The organism is Sporolactobacillus terrae DSM 11697 (genome assembly GCF_000648615.1).
Taxonomy (GTDB): Bacteria; Bacillota; Bacilli; order Bacillales; family Sporolactobacillaceae; genus Sporolactobacillus; species Sporolactobacillus terrae.
In genome coordinates this window covers 15,147-31,560 of the sequence record NZ_JFZC01000099.1, presented here as the reverse complement: position 1 = coordinate 31,560, position 16,414 = coordinate 15,147, and the positions used below count along the sequence as shown (strand labels likewise).

16 protein-coding genes are annotated in these 16,414 nt (G+C 47.3%); 1 reads left to right on the top strand and 15 read right to left on the bottom strand.

The annotated features are described in order from the left end of the window. Positions 1-156 precede the first annotated feature (156 nt). Positions 157-1,362 carry an MFS transporter gene (locus tag AA84_RS0115820; protein ID WP_028978018.1) on the top strand — a complete coding sequence of 402 codons (1,206 nt, stop codon included), beginning with the start codon at positions 157-159 and terminating at the stop codon, positions 1,360-1,362. Between the two features lie 171 nt (positions 1,363-1,533). Here the strand turns inward: AA84_RS0115820 and AA84_RS0115815 are convergent, their stop codons facing one another. The 15 genes from AA84_RS0115815 to atpF all read right to left on the bottom strand — a co-directional run bounded on the left by AA84_RS0115815 (position 1,534) and on the right by atpF (position 16,389). Continuing rightward, the gene (locus AA84_RS0115815) at positions 1,534-2,064 is read right to left on the bottom strand and encodes a chromate transporter (RefSeq protein WP_028978017.1); all 531 of its coding nucleotides are present in this window, start codon (positions 2,062-2,064) and stop codon (positions 1,534-1,536) included. Beyond that, positions 2,061-2,657 carry a chromate transporter gene (locus AA84_RS0115810; protein ID WP_051575168.1) on the bottom strand — a complete coding sequence of 199 codons (597 nt, stop codon included), beginning with the start codon at positions 2,655-2,657 and terminating at the stop codon, positions 2,061-2,063. The genes AA84_RS0115815 and AA84_RS0115810 overlap by 4 nt, the downstream gene beginning before the upstream one ends. A 45-nt stretch (positions 2,658-2,702) precedes the next feature. Beyond that, a complete protein-coding gene (locus tag AA84_RS0115805) occupies positions 2,703-4,247 on the bottom strand; it encodes a gamma-glutamyltransferase family protein (protein ID WP_223362605.1) in 1,545 nt (514 codons plus the stop codon). A 214-nt stretch (positions 4,248-4,461) separates the two neighbouring features. Further along, positions 4,462-4,617 carry a hypothetical protein gene (locus AA84_RS19130; protein ID WP_156994730.1) on the bottom strand — a complete coding sequence of 52 codons (156 nt, stop codon included), beginning with the start codon at positions 4,615-4,617 and terminating at the stop codon, positions 4,462-4,464. Positions 4,618-5,014: 397 nt separating this feature from the next. Then, positions 5,015-5,878 carry a M23 family metallopeptidase gene (locus AA84_RS18155; RefSeq protein ID WP_037563991.1) on the bottom strand — a complete coding sequence of 288 codons (864 nt, stop codon included), beginning with the start codon at positions 5,876-5,878 and terminating at the stop codon, positions 5,015-5,017. A 734-nt stretch (positions 5,879-6,612) separates the two neighbouring features. Continuing rightward, positions 6,613-7,611, bottom strand: coding sequence for a stage II sporulation protein D (gene spoIID / locus AA84_RS0115785; RefSeq protein WP_028978013.1), 999 nt, complete (start codon positions 7,609-7,611; stop codon positions 6,613-6,615). A gap of 204 nt (positions 7,612-7,815) precedes the next feature. Continuing rightward, on the bottom strand, positions 7,816-9,150 hold the full coding sequence (gene murA, locus AA84_RS0115780; protein WP_028978012.1) for a UDP-N-acetylglucosamine 1-carboxyvinyltransferase: 1,335 nt from the start codon (positions 9,148-9,150) through the stop codon (positions 7,816-7,818). A 107-nt stretch (positions 9,151-9,257) separates the two neighbouring features. Beyond that, a complete protein-coding gene (locus AA84_RS18470; protein WP_028978011.1) occupies positions 9,258-10,025 on the bottom strand; it encodes a YwmB family TATA-box binding protein in 768 nt (255 codons plus the stop codon). A 109-nt stretch (positions 10,026-10,134) separates the two neighbouring features. Beyond that, the gene (locus tag AA84_RS0115770) at positions 10,135-10,371 is read right to left on the bottom strand and encodes a DUF1146 family protein (protein ID WP_010023455.1); all 237 of its coding nucleotides are present in this window, start codon (positions 10,369-10,371) and stop codon (positions 10,135-10,137) included. Between the two features lie 568 nt (positions 10,372-10,939). Next, on the bottom strand, positions 10,940-11,368 hold the full coding sequence (locus tag AA84_RS0115765; RefSeq protein WP_028978010.1) for a F0F1 ATP synthase subunit epsilon: 429 nt from the start codon (positions 11,366-11,368) through the stop codon (positions 10,940-10,942). A 42-nt stretch (positions 11,369-11,410) separates the two neighbouring features. Then, positions 11,411-12,820: a F0F1 ATP synthase subunit beta gene (atpD, locus tag AA84_RS0115760; RefSeq protein ID WP_028978009.1), complete on the bottom strand. Its 1,410-nt coding sequence runs from the start codon at positions 12,818-12,820 to the stop codon at positions 11,411-11,413. Positions 12,821-12,854: 34 nt separating this feature from the next. Further along, the gene (gene atpG / locus AA84_RS0115755) at positions 12,855-13,724 is read right to left on the bottom strand and encodes an ATP synthase F1 subunit gamma (RefSeq protein WP_028978008.1); all 870 of its coding nucleotides are present in this window, start codon (positions 13,722-13,724) and stop codon (positions 12,855-12,857) included. A 112-nt stretch (positions 13,725-13,836) separates the two neighbouring features. Then, entirely contained in the window at positions 13,837-15,351 is a 1,515-nt protein-coding gene (gene atpA / locus AA84_RS0115750; protein ID WP_028978007.1) for a F0F1 ATP synthase subunit alpha, read from the bottom strand. Positions 15,352-15,358: 7 nt separating this feature from the next. Then, complete coding sequence (locus AA84_RS0115745) at positions 15,359-15,904, bottom strand: F0F1 ATP synthase subunit delta (protein WP_028978006.1); 546 nt, start codon at positions 15,902-15,904, stop codon at positions 15,359-15,361. Then, positions 15,901-16,389, bottom strand: a complete 489-nt coding sequence (gene atpF, locus AA84_RS0115740) for a F0F1 ATP synthase subunit B (protein WP_172969024.1) — start codon at positions 16,387-16,389, stop codon at positions 15,901-15,903. The genes AA84_RS0115745 and atpF overlap by 4 nt, the downstream gene beginning before the upstream one ends. Positions 16,390-16,414 lie beyond the last annotated feature (25 nt).

Sequence of the window (16,414 nt, the reverse complement as noted above, 5' to 3'; positions counted from 1 at the left end):
GTCGACTTCGGCAAATCGCTTAATGAATCGATCGGCAACTTTTTTCCACAAGTGTCTTTACACTTGTAAACTCAATCACTATAATCAATTTTGATAACTTGTACAAATGCTTCGCATGGCGAGGCTGCACTTATCTATGATCTATAGGAGGATCTTATGTCATCTGTAAAACAAATTTCAGAACGGAAATTGCTTGGCGTCGCCGGGCTTGCTTGGTTGTTTGATGCAATGGATGTCGGCATGTTATCCTTTATCATCGCCGCACTGGGTGCCGATTGGAAATTAGACGCTGCTCAGATGGGCTGGATTGGCAGTGTCAGCTCGATCGGTATGGCCGTCGGCGCTTTCGTCTTCGGATTAACTGCCGACCGAATTGGGAGAAAGAATGTCCTTATTTTAACCTTGCTCGTATTTTCGATCGGAGCCGGTCTCTCCGCACTGGCAACCGGTTTGACGATTTTCCTCATTCTGCGCTTCATCATTGGAATGGGGCTTGGTGGTGAGCTCCCGGTTGCTTCAACGCTTGTTTCAGAAAGTGTTGCGACGGAAAAGCGCGGACGTACCGTTGTCCTACTCGAAAGTTTCTGGGCGGGCGGCTGGATCATCGCCGCACTGATTTCATATTTTATTATTCCATCTTTCGGCTGGCGGATCGCACTGCTGGTCGGTGCGCTTCCTGCGTTCTATGCCATTTACCTCAGATGGAACATTCATGACTCAGCTAATTATGTTGCCAAAGCTGAAAAAGAAAAACCAACCGTGTTGCAAAATATCAGCACGGTTTGGTCAAAAAACTATGTGCGGCAAACCGTGATGCTCTGGATCCTTTGGTTCTGCGTTGTCTTCTCCTATTACGGCATGTTTCTCTGGCTCCCTAACGTTGTCTCTTTAAAAGGGTTCAGCATGGTCAAAAGCTTTGGCTACGTACTGATCATGACGATCGCGCAGCTGCCCGGTTATTTCACGGCAGCGTGGCTGATCGAAAAATGGGGCCGCAAATGGGTACTGATTGTCTATCTGTTCGGAACCGCCGTCTTTGCTTATTTCTTCGGCTATGCCTCGACGCTTCCAATGGTTCTCACGTCCGGCATTCTGCTTTCGTTCTTTAATCTGGGAGCTTGGGGCGCGCTCTATGCCTATTCGCCGGAACAATATCCCGCTGTTGTCCGCGGAACCGGTACCGGCATGGCGGCAGCATTCGGCCGGATTGGCGGTATTTTCGGACCGCTGCTCGTCGGCTATCTGCTCGTACAAAAAGTATCGATCGGCGGAATCTTTACCATCTTCTGCCTATCAATCATTGTCGGCATCCTCGCCGTTCTGTTCCTCGGTCACGAGACGAAGAACAAAGAATTGGTTTAACAGTTACTGAACAAAACAAAAAACAGGCCCTCAAACTGAGCGGTCTGTTTTTTTGTATATTGAAGTGCCTCAATCCCTATTTAACCACTACCGAACGATGCAAAAAATCTGTCGGCCTTTTTTACCGACAGATCCGCAATCATCGATGCAAAATGTTAATCAATAATTCATTTATCCCATAAAAGCCGCGCCGATCAGCAATGCTCCGGCAATAACAAAAGCTGGATGAACACGAAAGCGCTCCATCAGTACAAAACTGACCGCTGCAATCAGAATCATCGGCAACCATCCTGAAGCCTGTGCAGATGCTGCAAAAAAGTTGTAGGCCATCATACCGAGCATGACAACAATAATCGGTCGAATAAGTAAAGTCAGCCAATTCACCTTAGGAGAATCTTTAAACCGGGCAAGTATCCGCAACAGAGCAATCAAAAGAATCAGTGACGGCGCAACTGTGGCAAATTCCGCCACTAATGAACCGAAAACGCCCGCAATCTCATATCCAATGTAACCGGCCATTTTTGTCGCAATCGGTCCAGGCAGTGTATTGCCGAAAGCTAGTACATTACTAAACTCGGTCACCGTCATCCAATGGTAATGACCGACCACTTCATTTTCAATCAGAGGTATCGATGCCGGACCGCCGCCGTATCCAAGAATGCCGGGAATGAAAAAAGCGAGAAACAACTGCCAAAAAATCATTTGCTGTCACCCGCCTTTTTTGAAGGCTTGATCAGCACGATCAGCAAGGTGAGCGCAATCAGAATCGCCGGATGGACATGCAGAACTTCCATCAATACAAAGCTTATACCAACCAGAATCAAGCTAATCGTCCAGCCTAGCCCTTTTTTGGCATTTTTCATAAACTTCCAGGTCAATTGTGCCATTAACACGCCGACGACCGGAAGTACGGCTTGCGTCATACCGCGCACCCAGCGCTGATCGTTGAAACGTACAAGCACGCCAAGCAGCGCAATCATAAGAACAACCGTTGGCAGGATCACTGCGCTTAATGCTGCGAACAGTCCGGTGAACCCTTTTACTTTCCAGCCGACATAGCCGGCCAGCTTTGTGTTAATCGGTCCGGGCAATGCGTTGGCCAAGGCAACCAAATCACCGAATTCTTCAAGCGTCATCCATTGATACCGTTTTACAACCTCTGCTTCAATAAGCGGAATGCCCGACGGACCGCCACCAAAGCTGACAATACCGGAGCGAAAAAAGGCAACGAACAAATCCCGGTGAACGGCAAATGCCGATTTTTGTGCCGTTCTTTTTTTTGATCCTTGAGTCATTTAACCAAACTCCTAACTGCTTTCTCTGCTGTCTTAAGATAGAAATTACCAAGCTGCAACGACTCCATCCGCACGCGATTCCGTGCCGCCCGCTAAAACACCCGTTTTTGGATCATGCCAGATGATTTGCCCGCGCCCGAATGAACCGGTATCAAGTGCAACGCGAATGTCATGTCCGCGCCGAGCCAATGCTTGAGCAGCTGCATTGGGAAAACTCGGTTCAACCATAACGGTCTTGTTTTCCATCCACTGCCATCTTGGTGCATCAAGTGCCGCCTGTGGATGCAGGCGCTCGTCAATAAGCCGGCTGATCACTTGTAGATGTCCTTGCGGCTGCATGTATCCACCCATCACGCCAAATGGACCGACCGGCTGACCATTGCGCGACAGAAATCCCGGGATAATTGTATGATAGGTTTTCTTGCCTGGTTTCAATGCGTTCGCATCCTGAGGATTCAACGAAAAGGTATAGCCGCGGTTTTGCATTGCAATGCCGGTACCCGGGATCACAATTCCCGATCCGAAGCCCATAAAATTGCTCTGGATAAACGACACCATGTTTCCATCCTCATCCGCGGTGGCTAGATATACGGTCCCGCCTTTTGGCAATCTGCCCGGTTCCGGTGTAATCGCCAATTGACCAATTAGACCTGCGCGTTCTTTTGCATAGGCTTCGCTGAGCAGCTGTTGCGTCTCGTTCGTCATCTCGCTCGGGTCGGTAATGTAGGCCTTGCCATCCGAAAATGCGAGCTTTAGTGCTTCAATTTGTTTGTGATATGTATCGATACCCGCTTCGCTCTCAAGCTCGAATTGTTTTAAAATATTTAGACCGAGCAACGCAACGAGCCCTTGACCGTTCGGTGGTAACTCCCAGACTTCATAACCGCGATACGTGGTTGAAATTGGCTCGATCCACTGTACCTGATAGTTTTCCAAATCACTTTTACGAATAAATCCATCATGTTTCCTCGAAAAGGCATCAATACGATCGGCCAGTTCCCCTTTATAAAAGGCATCGCTAGCTGACTCGGCAATAGCACGCAAGCTGCGGGCGTGATCCGGGGCTTTCCAAAGTGTACCCGGTTCAGGAGGACGCCCATTCGGTGCAAAGGTTCGAAACCATGGATCAAACATGGCGTCATGAAATTTCTCTTTATATGCATTAAACGCACGCTTCCAGTTTAGGGCAACCACCGGTGAAACGGGGAACCCCTGCTCTGCATAATCGATGGCCGGCTGAAGGACCGCCGTCAGCGGGAGCTTGCCGAACTTTCTTGAACACGCTGCCCATGCAGCAGGCGCACCGGGAACCATCACCGGGATGAGTCCATGCGCTGGCATTTTCTGGTAGCCACGTGCCTGAACAGCGTCAATCGACATCGCCTGCGGCGCCGTTCCGCTCGCATTCAATCCGTGCAGCTTCCCTTTTGTCCAGATTAAAGCAAAGGCATCGCTGCCCAGTCCGTTAGATGTCGGTTCCACGACCGTGAGACATGCCGCTGTTGCGATGGCTGCATCGATCGCATTGCCGCCTTGTTTCAAGATGTCCAGCCCTGCCTGTGCAGCAAGCGGTTGCGCCGTCGCCACCATGCCGTGCTTGGCAAAGACTGAGTTTCTCGGCAGTGCGTTTGGAGAAAAATGATAATCGACCACTGAAGCCGCCCCTTCCCTAGAGTCTGTGCTTTTATTTTACTCCAGCGAGGCGAACCATGTATATGAAGAAAAGGTTAATTTTCAACTTTCATGCATCCATTCATCTGCTTCTGTATACTTTGACCAATGCTCAATTTTGCAACCCATGATTTCACATGATCTTACTCCGTCTGCAGCTGCAGCACAAAAAACAGACGATTTTGTTCCAAGTTTTCAGCATCTTCTCGACAAGGCTCGGCTCATAGAGCGTTGCCGCCCTCCCTTGATTCAGCGCCGCGACTTCCTTCGTATCCCCATCGATGCCCATAACGGTGTCCCCAATTTCAGGTTTCTTATAGTATTAGAAAAACTAGGCAAAAAGCGCCCGGTCCTTACTTCCGCAGGATGCGGTGGCTTTCGCGTTGCATACAGGACGTATGCGCACTTAGCGAAAGTTCCTTCGTGCATGTGTGATGGGCTCGTGTCTTTTCGGTGCTGAATCGTCGCTTCGGTTACTCGCTTGCCGCGGGCGCATCGCGAGCCTCCTCAGAGGGGTCTCGCTGGCATGCATCAACTAAACGCGATCCCGCTGACGCAGAGTACCTCCGCTTTGATTCTTAGCCAAGACACGGGTCTATTTGCTTGAAGACGGGGCAAATCATAGCTTTTCTTTATCTGCAAAAAAGGCGGCTCCCCTTAGGAGCCGCCTTAATTTCATTATTTTGTTAATTTTCCGAGTCAAGAGAGCTGTTATCGATTGATGAGCCTTCTTTTGGATTGCTCTTCGTATTTGATTTAGACTTGCCTTGATCACTTTCCTGCTTTGGTGCTTCGCTGCTGCCTTCATCCTTCACTTCTGAAGCCGGATTGCTCTCATTTGCTGCTTTCGCACCGACTGTGACCGCTTTTACATCAGAAGCACTCTTATCCATGAAGTGCTCCGGATTTACCGGCACGTCATTTTTACGGATTTCGAAATGCAGATGCACACCCATCGCTTTATTCAGTGCTTCGTTGCCCGCTGTACCAATTTTTTCACCTTGGGCGACTTCCTGTCCTTTGGCCACATCAATTGATCCAAGACTTTGATACATCGTTTCTACACCGTTCTTGTGCTTCAAGGTCACTTTGTAGCCGAGCGTACTGTCCTTCGTTGCTTCCGTAACCGTTCCGGTCATTGCTGCTGTTACCGTAAACGCCTTTTCATCATCCGCGCCAATGTTGATGCCTGTATTTTGGACGTATGAATTGTTATAGTTTACGAGAGCGGCTTGCTGATCGGCTTCAGTTGCTTTTGGGTCATAGAATGGTTGAATCACTTCAGTAACGCCTTTCTTTGCCGGCCATTCAAAGACCTCATCACCAGCATTTTGCACATGCGGGGTCGCTTTGTCCTGATTAAATACTGTCTGATCCTGATCTTGATTTGCCTTATCAGCACCATGCATTTGAAAGAGCAGTACGCCGGTCAGTACGAGCGATGCAGCGCATAAATATAAAGCGGGATAGAACCAGCGCCGTTTTGCTAGTTTTCGCAGACCGGACAGTTCTTTTTCTTGTGTTTTCTTTTGATCCTTATTACCTGTCATCTTGTATCACCTCAGCAACATTCTGATCAGAATGCCGCTGATCTATACATGTGAATGCTAAAAAACTCACTTTTTTCAAGCATACTCTATGAGTTTAGCAGATACTCATTGAAAAACTGCGCTTGTGCACCTCGCGTTTCGACTTAAAATGACTATGGAAAACCAAGCGGTGTTTTGCTCAGCATATAAATTAGACCTGTTCCGCCCGGTCCTTAATTTCCAACCTTGTATGATGGACTCGTGTCTTTTCGGTGCTGAATCGTCGTTTCGGTTGCTCGCTTGCCGCGGGCGCACCGCGAGCCTCCTCGGACACCCAATTTATCTGCGGGGTCTCCTTTGGCCTGTACTCCCGCAGGCGCCAGAGCATCTGCGCGTTTGATGCACAGCGTGACCAAAAATCATATACTTTCTCAGAAAAACCGGGCAAAAAGCGTCCGGTCCTTAATCTCCAACCTTGTGTGATGGACTCGTGTCTTTTCGGTGCTGAATCGTCGCTTCGGTTGCTCGCTTGCCGCGGGCGCACCGCGAGCCTCCTCAGACAGGGCAAGAATCTGCGGGGTCTCGCTGGCACGCATCAACAACGCGCGATCCCGCAGGCGCCAGAGCCCCTCCGCTTTGATTTTAGCCAAGACACTGGGCTATTGGTTTGAAGACGGGGCAAAATCATAAACTTTCTTTTCCTGTAAAAAAGCGTCTCGACACTGACTTTCGAGACGCCCTACGCTACGGCTATGCTACGACTTCTTAGCTGTAGCCTTTTGCGGCTTTACTGTCATTTTACTGATTTGTGTTCCTTGGTAATAATAGGTGATGATTTGTTTTGCTGTTTTTCCCTCGCGTGCCATTCCTTCGGCACCATATTGGCTCATCCCAACATCATGGCCGCTGCCAACGGTCACCGCTTGAAGCGTGTTGCCATTTTTTGTTAGTTGAAAGTCGGTAGACGACAGCTTTAATTTTTCGCGCACTTCGCGGCCGGTAAATTGCTTTCCGTCAATCTCAATTTCTGCGATATGTCCGGTATCTGTCTTTTTTATAACCTTACCAATTGCTCCTTGAACACCGTTTAAATCAATGCCCAACGCTTGCTCTACAGATTGAATCGACAGCGTTTGTTTATTTTTATACCTAGGCGACAGTTTGTCCCAAGGACTTGGCACCGAGCGAAGATAGGGAATATCATTGGACCAATAATCTTTAGCATTTTCCGTCCGACCGTTACTGGTTGAAAAAAACACCGGTGAAATAAGCTTACCATCATAGGTAACGACCTGATTTTTGGTCTCCGTCACCGCTTGCATAATTTTTTTTATTTTTTTTTCATAATCTTTACCCCAAAGCGTTTTTAATTCATCTGGACTATGGTACACCTGATTTTGAACCGTATCATTAACGCGCACTTCGGGATTGTTGATCATCCGCGACATAATGTACGTCCGTGCCGCAATTGCCTGCGCTTTTAGTGCTTCCAAACGAAATTTAGCCGGCATTTCTGATGCGACAACGCCAACCAAATAATCGTCTAAGGCAACTTGATCGGTTACTTTCTGATTAGACCGGTATACAGAAACGGTGATCGAATTGTTTTGGGCCGCGTGTGCAGCTGATTTGGTTGTGTTTTGCTGTTTGGTCATTTCTCCCGATGCCTTCTGAGTGAACGGGATAACGATGGCGGCGGGGATTATCACGATAACGAATCCAAAGAGGAGAAGCAGTACAGCGGCTTTATTCATGAACATTGCCTCCACGCGTATGAGTTATTGAGTTATTAATTACTATGCATGTGCTTGCGCAAATAGAACAAGCTCCTGTGCATCATTATTCGTGTGGAAGCATATCATCCATTTTGAGAGGCTTGCAAGAGCAACTGTCGGAATATTAAAAAACATCAAAAGCACTCGAATCGATCGAGTGCCTGCCTGTGTCATCAAATTTAATTAAGCAAATTTCGGGTTAATGCTTAGCGTGCCCTGTAATGCTTCCTCGGTGGATACAACCGGTTGTTCCGCATCATTCATGCTGACACGCTCAATATCCGCACCTAAAGCACGGAGTTTTCCGGTAAGATCTACATAACCGCGATCAATATGGTGCAAACGGCTGACTTTGGTATAGCCCTTTGCAACCAGGCCGGCGATCACCAGGGCAGCTCCTGCACGAAGATCCGTTGCGGCAACTTCAGCGCCCTGGAGGTCACAAGGTCCGCTAATTACAGCCGACCGACCATCAATTTTGATTGCCGCATTCATTCTGCGGAATTCTTCAACGTGCATAAAGCGATTTTCAAAGACTGTTTCTGTAATCACTGAAGTCCCATTCGCTTTTAGCAAAAGAGCCATCATTTGTGCTTGCAGATCCGTTGGAAACCCAGGATGCGGCATCGTCTTGGCATCAACCGCCTGCAAGTGATCATTGCCAATCACACGAACACCCTTCGCTTCTTCTTTGATAACAACACCCATATCACGCATTTTGGCGATCAGCGGTCGAAGATCTTTGATGTCGGTATCTTCCACCAGTACATTGCCGCCGGTTATCGCCGCAGCAATCATATATGTGCCTGCTTCAATCCGGTCAGGAAGAATCCGGTGCTCTGCTCCACAGAGTTCATGAACACCTTTAATCGTCACTCTTCCCGTACCTGCACCACTGACTTTTGCACCCATTGCATTGAGGTATTGCGCCAGGTTGACAATCTCAGGCTCGCACGCTGCATTTTCGAGAACCGTTTCTCCTTCGGCAAGCGTTGCAGCCATCATGATGTTTTCCGTTGCGCCAACACTTGGGAAATCTAAATAAATCACCGATCCTTTTAATTTCCCATCCACACGTGCTTCAATGGAGCCGTTTCCGATCGTAACCTTGGCACCCATCGCTTCAAAGCCTTTCAGATGCTGATCAATAGGTCTGGAGCCAATCGCACATCCACCTGGAAGAGCGATTTTGGCGTGACCAACGCGTGCAAGCAGTGGACCCATGACTAAGAAGGAGGCACGCATTTTTCGAACATATTCAAAAGGCGCTTCTGTAAATAGATCAGCCATTGCGTTTACCATGATCGTTTTCTTTTCGTAATTCACCGACGTATTCAAGTACCGTAATACTTCATTAATCGTGTATACATCAGCCAGTTCCGGCACATTATATATTTTGCTAGTGCCCTTCGTAGCAAGCATTGATGCGGCTATGACAGGAAGAACAGCGTTCTTTGCACCTTCAATCTTCACAGAGCCCGAAAGCCGTTTCCCTCCATGAACGATAATCTTTTCCAAACTTTTCCCCTCCGCGTCCAATTATCTCTTCGCTCGATCCGGAACATTCTTCCGTGCCGCGTCTATTGTTGAATTGAATCATTACGATCACTGGAAATCTTTCCTGATTAGTATTCCACCGTAATGATCGGTGAGCCAAGGACAATAATGGTCCGGTCTCCATCATTTCTCAAGGCTGCCTGAATGTTCATCTTTTTTTTCGAAGTGTCAATGGCATTGTTCCATGCCCCATTATATGCTGATATCGATACAAAGGTTTTTTCTTGCAGTTGCTCAACAGGAACAGCTGAAAAAAGCTTAAGATACCGTTTTCCTTCTTCAAGCAAGGTACGTTTCATTTTATCATTGCGAGATGCGCTTACACAAGAGTATAAGTGCTCTTGACCATTAAAAACACGCGCCATTTCCGCACTCATTTCGTCTCTTATGGCTCCCCATTGCGCCGGTATAAATGATTTTCCATTTCCTTGGTAAAGAATGACGGTCTGGTAACTGTTCCCATTTGGATAAGCGATGTAGCGAATACGCCACTGCGCGTGCCCGAGTTTCGCTTTCTTTATCCCAACCCAGCCAAACGCGCCGTCCCGAGCAGGCATCACCTGCCACTTGTAATCATCCAATTTCGCTTGAATGGTCGCTGCATCCTTCTGCACTTGCAGCTTTGATGCATGAGCATTCTGAGTCTCACGCGCGTAAACGTTCCAGCCCGTAATCTGTGCATGCTGCGCTTTCAACGTACGTGCAAATAACGACACCCGATTCAACGCTTCAAAGCGCGATTGATTCGCTTCTGCAGCTACTCGGTCTTGGCGAAATTGCATGATCCATAAAACCAGTAATAAGAAAATAATGCCAAACAAAATGTTCCGTTTCATAAAATCCGCCCCTCTCCCTTGTCTTCAGTATTACCTGAAGCCGAAGAGCAGCATACGTGGAACTTTTCGTCATATTCAGACTGAATTTGCACCATCAACCAATGAAAATTCAATCGTAAATTTGCGGTAAAATTAAGGACCAGTTCACATAATCAAGAAAAAATTTCGTTACCGGGTAGCTAATGGCAATTGCCAAAAGCACATATAAAATTCTCGCTTGTAAGCTCTTTGCATGACGAAAAACCGCCTCAAATTTTACAGATTGAAGTGCCCACCATGTCAGTGCAAAAAAAAGCAATTGAGCAACAATACTGATCAAAGCCAAAAGGCCGGAATTCTCAATCAATCGAAGCCACCGCCTGTAGTCTTATATGTAACACCGGTTCTCTTATCCCTACGCAATTTATAATTTTCGTTTAGGAATAACAGATTGTGCATCCATCCCCTTATTTGTAATGATTTTGTAACATGTTTTTAATATAACAATAATCTGTTCTGTCAAAGTTTATTTTACCGCCGTTTTTTATAATTGACTACTTTTTTTTCATTAAAAGTTTTTTCAGTATTTTCCGATCAATGACAGCGCCATTTAAGTCAAAATAAATTTCAGAAAGTTATAGGACGCGGTGGCTTTCATTGATTGATCTTGGGCTTGAATGACACTTCAGTTACTCGCTTGCCGCAGGCGCACCACGAGCCTCCTCAGGCAGGTAGGAATCTGCAGGGCCTTGCTGGCACGCATCAACAAAGCGTGATCCCGCTGGCGCCAGAGCACCTCCGCTTCGTTTCATAGCCAAGATACGGGTCTATTGGCTTGAAAGACGGGGTAAAATCACATATTTATTGACTTGCAAAAAAGACTCTCCCAGTCAATTGGGAAAGTCTTTTTCATAAGCACTGTTTGATTGCTTGATTTATGCTTCTGGAATTGAATCATCGATGGCTGCGGTGGACAGGCGAAGTTCAGAACGTTTCAGCTTCAAGCGCGCTTCTTCATAACCCTGTGACGTTTTATGAAGCGTACTCAGCTGTTCTTCCGCTTCAGCTTTTGCCTTTTTTGCACGTGCCACATCAATGTCGGCTTTTAATTCGGCAGCTTCCGACAAAATGGTAATGCTTTTTCGGCTCACTTGAATGAATCCGCCATGAACGGCCACATAGTCGACGATTTTTTCGTCTTCATGTTTCAAACGAACAAGCGCAATTTCGAGTGGAGCAACGATTGGCAAATGATTTGGCAATATGCCAAGTTCACCATCCTTGGAACGCACACATACCATATGTACGTCGCCCTCATAAACCTTGCCCGCAGGTGTGACGATATCCGTATGCACCGTACTCATCAGCCAGCCCCCTTCATAAGGTTCGAGCGATTCAAACGCTCATTAAACCAGTTGCTTCGCTCTTTCCAATACATCCTCGATCGTTCCTGTGTTTCGGAATGCTTCTTCTGGAACGTCGTCGTATTTTCCATCGAGAATACCCTTAAATCCGTTGATGGTCTCTTCAACCGTCACGTAAGATCCAGGCACACCGGTGAACTGTTCGGCAACGTGGAAGTTCTGACCTAAGAAGAATTGGATACGGCGCGCACGACTTACCGTCAATTTATCCTCATCTGAAAGTTCATCCATACCGAGAATTGCGATAATATCTTGCAGTTCACGATATTTCTGAAGCGTCATCTGGACGCGCTCGGCAACTTCGTAATGTTCCTCTCCAACAACATCCGGGCTTAACGCACGCGATGTCGAGGCAAGTGGATCAACGGCCGGATAAATACCAATCTGAGTCAATGAACGTTCAAGGTTTGTCGTTGCATCAAGGTGCGAGAACGTTGTTGCCGGCGCTGGGTCGGTGTAGTCATCGGCAGGCACATAAACGGCCTGAATCGATGTAACGGAACCTTTTTTCGTTGAGGTAATGCGTTCCTGCAGACGGCCCATTTCCGTCGCCAGCGTTGGCTGATAACCAACGGCAGACGGCAGACGGCCAAGCAGTGCAGATACTTCGGAACCTGCTTGAGTGAAACGGAAGATGTTGTCAATGAAGAGCAGTACGTCTTGCCCTTCAACATCACGGAAGTACTCCGCCATGGTCAGTCCGGACAACGCAACACGCATACGCGCACCCGGCGGCTCGTTCATCTGACCGAACACCATCGCCGTTTTCTTGATAACTCCTGATTCGGTCATTTCAAAGTATAGGTCGTTCCCTTCACGCGTTCGTTCACCGACACCTGCAAATACAGACACACCGCCGTGTTCTTCGGCAATGTTGTGAATCAGTTCCTGAATTAGGACGGTTTTACCGACTCCGGCACCGCCGAACAAACCGATCTTTCCACCTTTAATATAAGGGGTCAGCAAGTCGATAACTTTAATTCCTGTTTCCAGCACTTCTGTTTTCGTTGAAAGTTCAGAGAACTTCGGCGGATCTCTGTGAATGGCATGCTTTTCAACTTCCGGTGCAACCGGTTTTCCATCTATTGCATCACCAAGTACATTAAAGACGCGGCCAAGTGTTGCGTCCCCGACCGGAACTGAAATTGGTGCACCGGTATCGTTGGCTTCCATACCGCGTACAAGACCATCGGTAGAGTCCATGGCAATGGTACGGACCGAGTCATCACCGAGATGTAACGCAACCTCCAGAGTCAGATGAATATCTGCTTCGTTGGAGGATTGAGCTTTATAATTTACGGTCAGAGCATTATATATTTCAGGAAGGTGATCGCGTTCAAATTTAACATCGACAACGGCACCCATGACCTGAGTGATATACCCTTTGTTCATTAAACTACCTCCCATCAGCTAGTCGTGCAAAGAATTATTCAAGTGCGGCAGCGCCGCCAACAATCTCTGTGATTTCCTGAGTAATGGCAGCCTGACGTGCACGGTTATAAGACAGAGACAAGCGATCAATGATATCACTTGCATTATCCGATGCGCTTCGCATCGCAGTCATTCGCGCTGCTTGCTCGGCAGCTTTTGCGTCAAGCAGTGCGCCGTAGATCTGCCCTTGAGCGTAAAGCGGCAGGAGGTCTGTCAGCACTTCATCTTCATCAGGCTCGTAGACATACGACACTTTTTGTGCCGGCGCATGCTCAAGATTTGTCAATGGAAGCAGCTGTTTATCTACCAGTGTTTGAGAAATGGCATTGACAAAATGGTTGTAGACCAAGTGGAGCTCGTCAATTTCCTTCTTATTGAACAAGGAAACCGCTTGTTTGGCAAATGCCAGTATATTATCAAAAGTAAGATCATCCGGAACATCGGCTTTGCTGAATGCCACGGGATATCCGCGCTTCGTAAAGAAGTTCAGACCGACTTTTCCTGTAACGATGATTGTGTACTCATCTTTTGATTGATGCTTTTCGCGAATCAAGTTCTGTACGTATTTCAATACAGTACTGTCATAAGCGCCGGCAAGACCGCGACTCTCAGTAATGACCAGATAAGCCGTCTTTTTTACCGGCCGGGCAGCAAGCATAGGATGTTTGCTGCTTGCTCCTTTTGACATGGTGCTCGCGATACTTGCCACAACTTCGTGCAGTTTATCAGCGTAAGCGGCATAATCCTCAGCGGCCGATTGGGCACGATTCAATTTTGCCGCCGCAACCATCTGCATTGCTTTGGTAATTTTACGCATCTGTTTTGTCGATGCGATTTTTTCCTTTATGTCACGCATTGAAGGCATGTTCGTTCACCACCCTTGAAAGCCCGCCCGATGGGATGCAGCACATTTTCCATCAGGACAGACCGATCTTCAGAAGAATGTGCGTTCTTTCGACCTATCCTTATTCCTCGGCTTATTCAGCTTTTGAAGGAACAAATGTCTTTTTGAATGCGGTAATGGCCGCTGCAAATTTTTGATCATCCGGCAGCTGTTTTGTTTTACGGATTGTTTCAAGAATTCCCTTATCGGATTGTTCCAAATAAGCAAGTAATTCTTTTTCGAAACGTTTCACATCCGAAATCGCGACATCGTCGATAAAGCCCTTGGTTAGCGCATAAAGAACAGCAACTTGCTTTTCAACCGGATACGGGTTGTGCAAATCTTGCTTCAAAATTTCAACCGTGCGCGCGCCTCGATCAAGCTTTGCTTTCGTTGCCTTGTCAAGATCAGACCCAAACTGAGCAAATGCTTCCAGTTCTCGGTAAGAAGCAAGGTCAAGCTTCAAGGTTCCGGCAACTTTCTTCATCGCTTTGATCTGAGCAGCTCCACCGACACGGGATACTGACGTACCCGCATCAACCGCCGGACGAATACCGGAATAGAACAAGTTCGATTCCAAGAAGATCTGTCCATCGGTAATAGAAATAACGTTGGTCGGAATGTAGGCTGAAATATCCCCGGCCTGCGTTTCAATAATCGGCAAAGCAGTAATTGAACCGCCGCCTAACTTGTCACTCAGTTTCGCTGCACGTTCCAGCAGTCTTGAGTGTAGATAGAAAACGTCGCCCGGGAATGCTTCACGGCCCGGCGGACGACGAAGCAGCAAGGAAAGTTCACGATATGCCGCCGCTTGTTTGGACAGATCGTCATAGATAATCAATACATGTTTGCCGTTGTACATAAACTCTTCACCCATTGTAACGCCGGCATAAGGTGCAAGGTACAGCAATGGAGCCGGTTCAGAAGCACCAGCAGACACAACAATTGTGTTTTCCATGCAGCCGTATGCTTTCAGTGTATTTACCACACCGGCAACCGTTGACTCCTTTTGACCAATCGCAACGTAGATACTGATAACGTCTTGGTCCTTCTGGTTAATGATCGTATCGATCGCAATCGCCGTTTTACCAGTTTGACGGTCACCGATAATTAACTCACGCTGACCGCGTCCGATTGGAATCATCGAATCAATCGCTTTGATACCGGTTTGCATCGGTTCAAATACGGATTTACGATCCATGACACCCGGAGCTTTGCGCTCAACCGGACGGGATTTGTCTGTGACAATAGGTCCCTTTCCGTCGATTGGCTGACCAAGTGGGTTGACTACCCGGCCCAGCAATGCTTCACCAACGGGCACTTGCATAATTCGACCCGTACGTTTTACCGGATCGCCTTCATGAATATCTGTAAAAGGGCCGAGAATGACGATTCCGACATTGTCCTCTTCAAGGTTTTGAGCCATACCAAGGACGCCGTTAGAAAATTCGACAAGCTCGCCCGACATAACACTGTCAAGGCCGTGGACGCGGGCGATTCCGTCGCCGACAGTGATGACGGTGCCGACTTCGCTCACTTCAACGGTGGATTGATAATTTTCAATCTGCTGTTTAATCAATGAGCTGATTTCTTCCGCTTTAATGCTCACGATATTTTCACCCCTGTCTCCCTACTTTAATCTCCTGTTTGAAGCCTGCCAGCTTGCCGGCAATTGATCCGTCGTAGAGACGGTCGCCGATGCGCAACTGAATGCCTCCGATGATTGACTTGTCAACCTTCGCATGGATACTCAACTTTTTACCGAGCGAATCACCAAGCCGTTTCGCTAAATCCTGTTGTTCCTGGTTACTTAATGAAGCGGCTGTAGTGATTGTGACGTCGAGTATGCCTCGCTTTTCATTCGCCTTGTGCGTATAGGCTTCAAGCACTTCATCAATGATGGCTTCACGCTTGCGATCGATAAGCAGCCTCAGAAGATTAAGGACTTCAACACCTGCCTGATTCTCAAATAACTTCTGCACAAGTTCCTTTTTATTATTGCTGCTTACTTGAGGATGCATTAATACACGTCTCAAATCTTCATGCTCATAGAGACTTTCTGCAACGAATTGCAACTGAGATTCGATCGTATCAATGAGATCACGTTCTTCAGCAACTTCAAAGAGGGCTTGTGCATAACGGTTCGCTACGATTTCGCTCATCGCTGATTCCCCACTTGCTTTATTAACTGGTCAATCTCTTTTGAATAATTATTCGGATTGATTTCCTTCTCAAGTACTTTCGATGCAAGCAGAACCGAAAGGTCGGCGACTTCGTCACGAATGGCGGAAATTGCCTTTTCTCTCTCAAGGCTGATTTCTTCTTGAGCATCTTTAACCATTAGATCGGCACGCTTTTTCGCTGATTCTAGAACAGCCTTGGCTTCGGCATTGGCCTGAGTTTTCGCCTGTTCAAGAATACCATGCGCTTCGTTACGGATACGCTCTACTTCCGACTTCTGTTCTGTTAAGTAAGCTTCAGCATCTTGACGGTTTTTTTCTGCTCCGTCAATCTGACTGTTAATGTATTTTTTTCGCTTTTCCATGATTGCAACGACCGGTCGTACACCGACATACGCTACAAAAATCATCAACAGAATGAAAACGATCAGCTGGAAAAGGATATTTCCAATAGAAAATGACAGCACAGCTCTTGCCACTCCTTTCAATCTA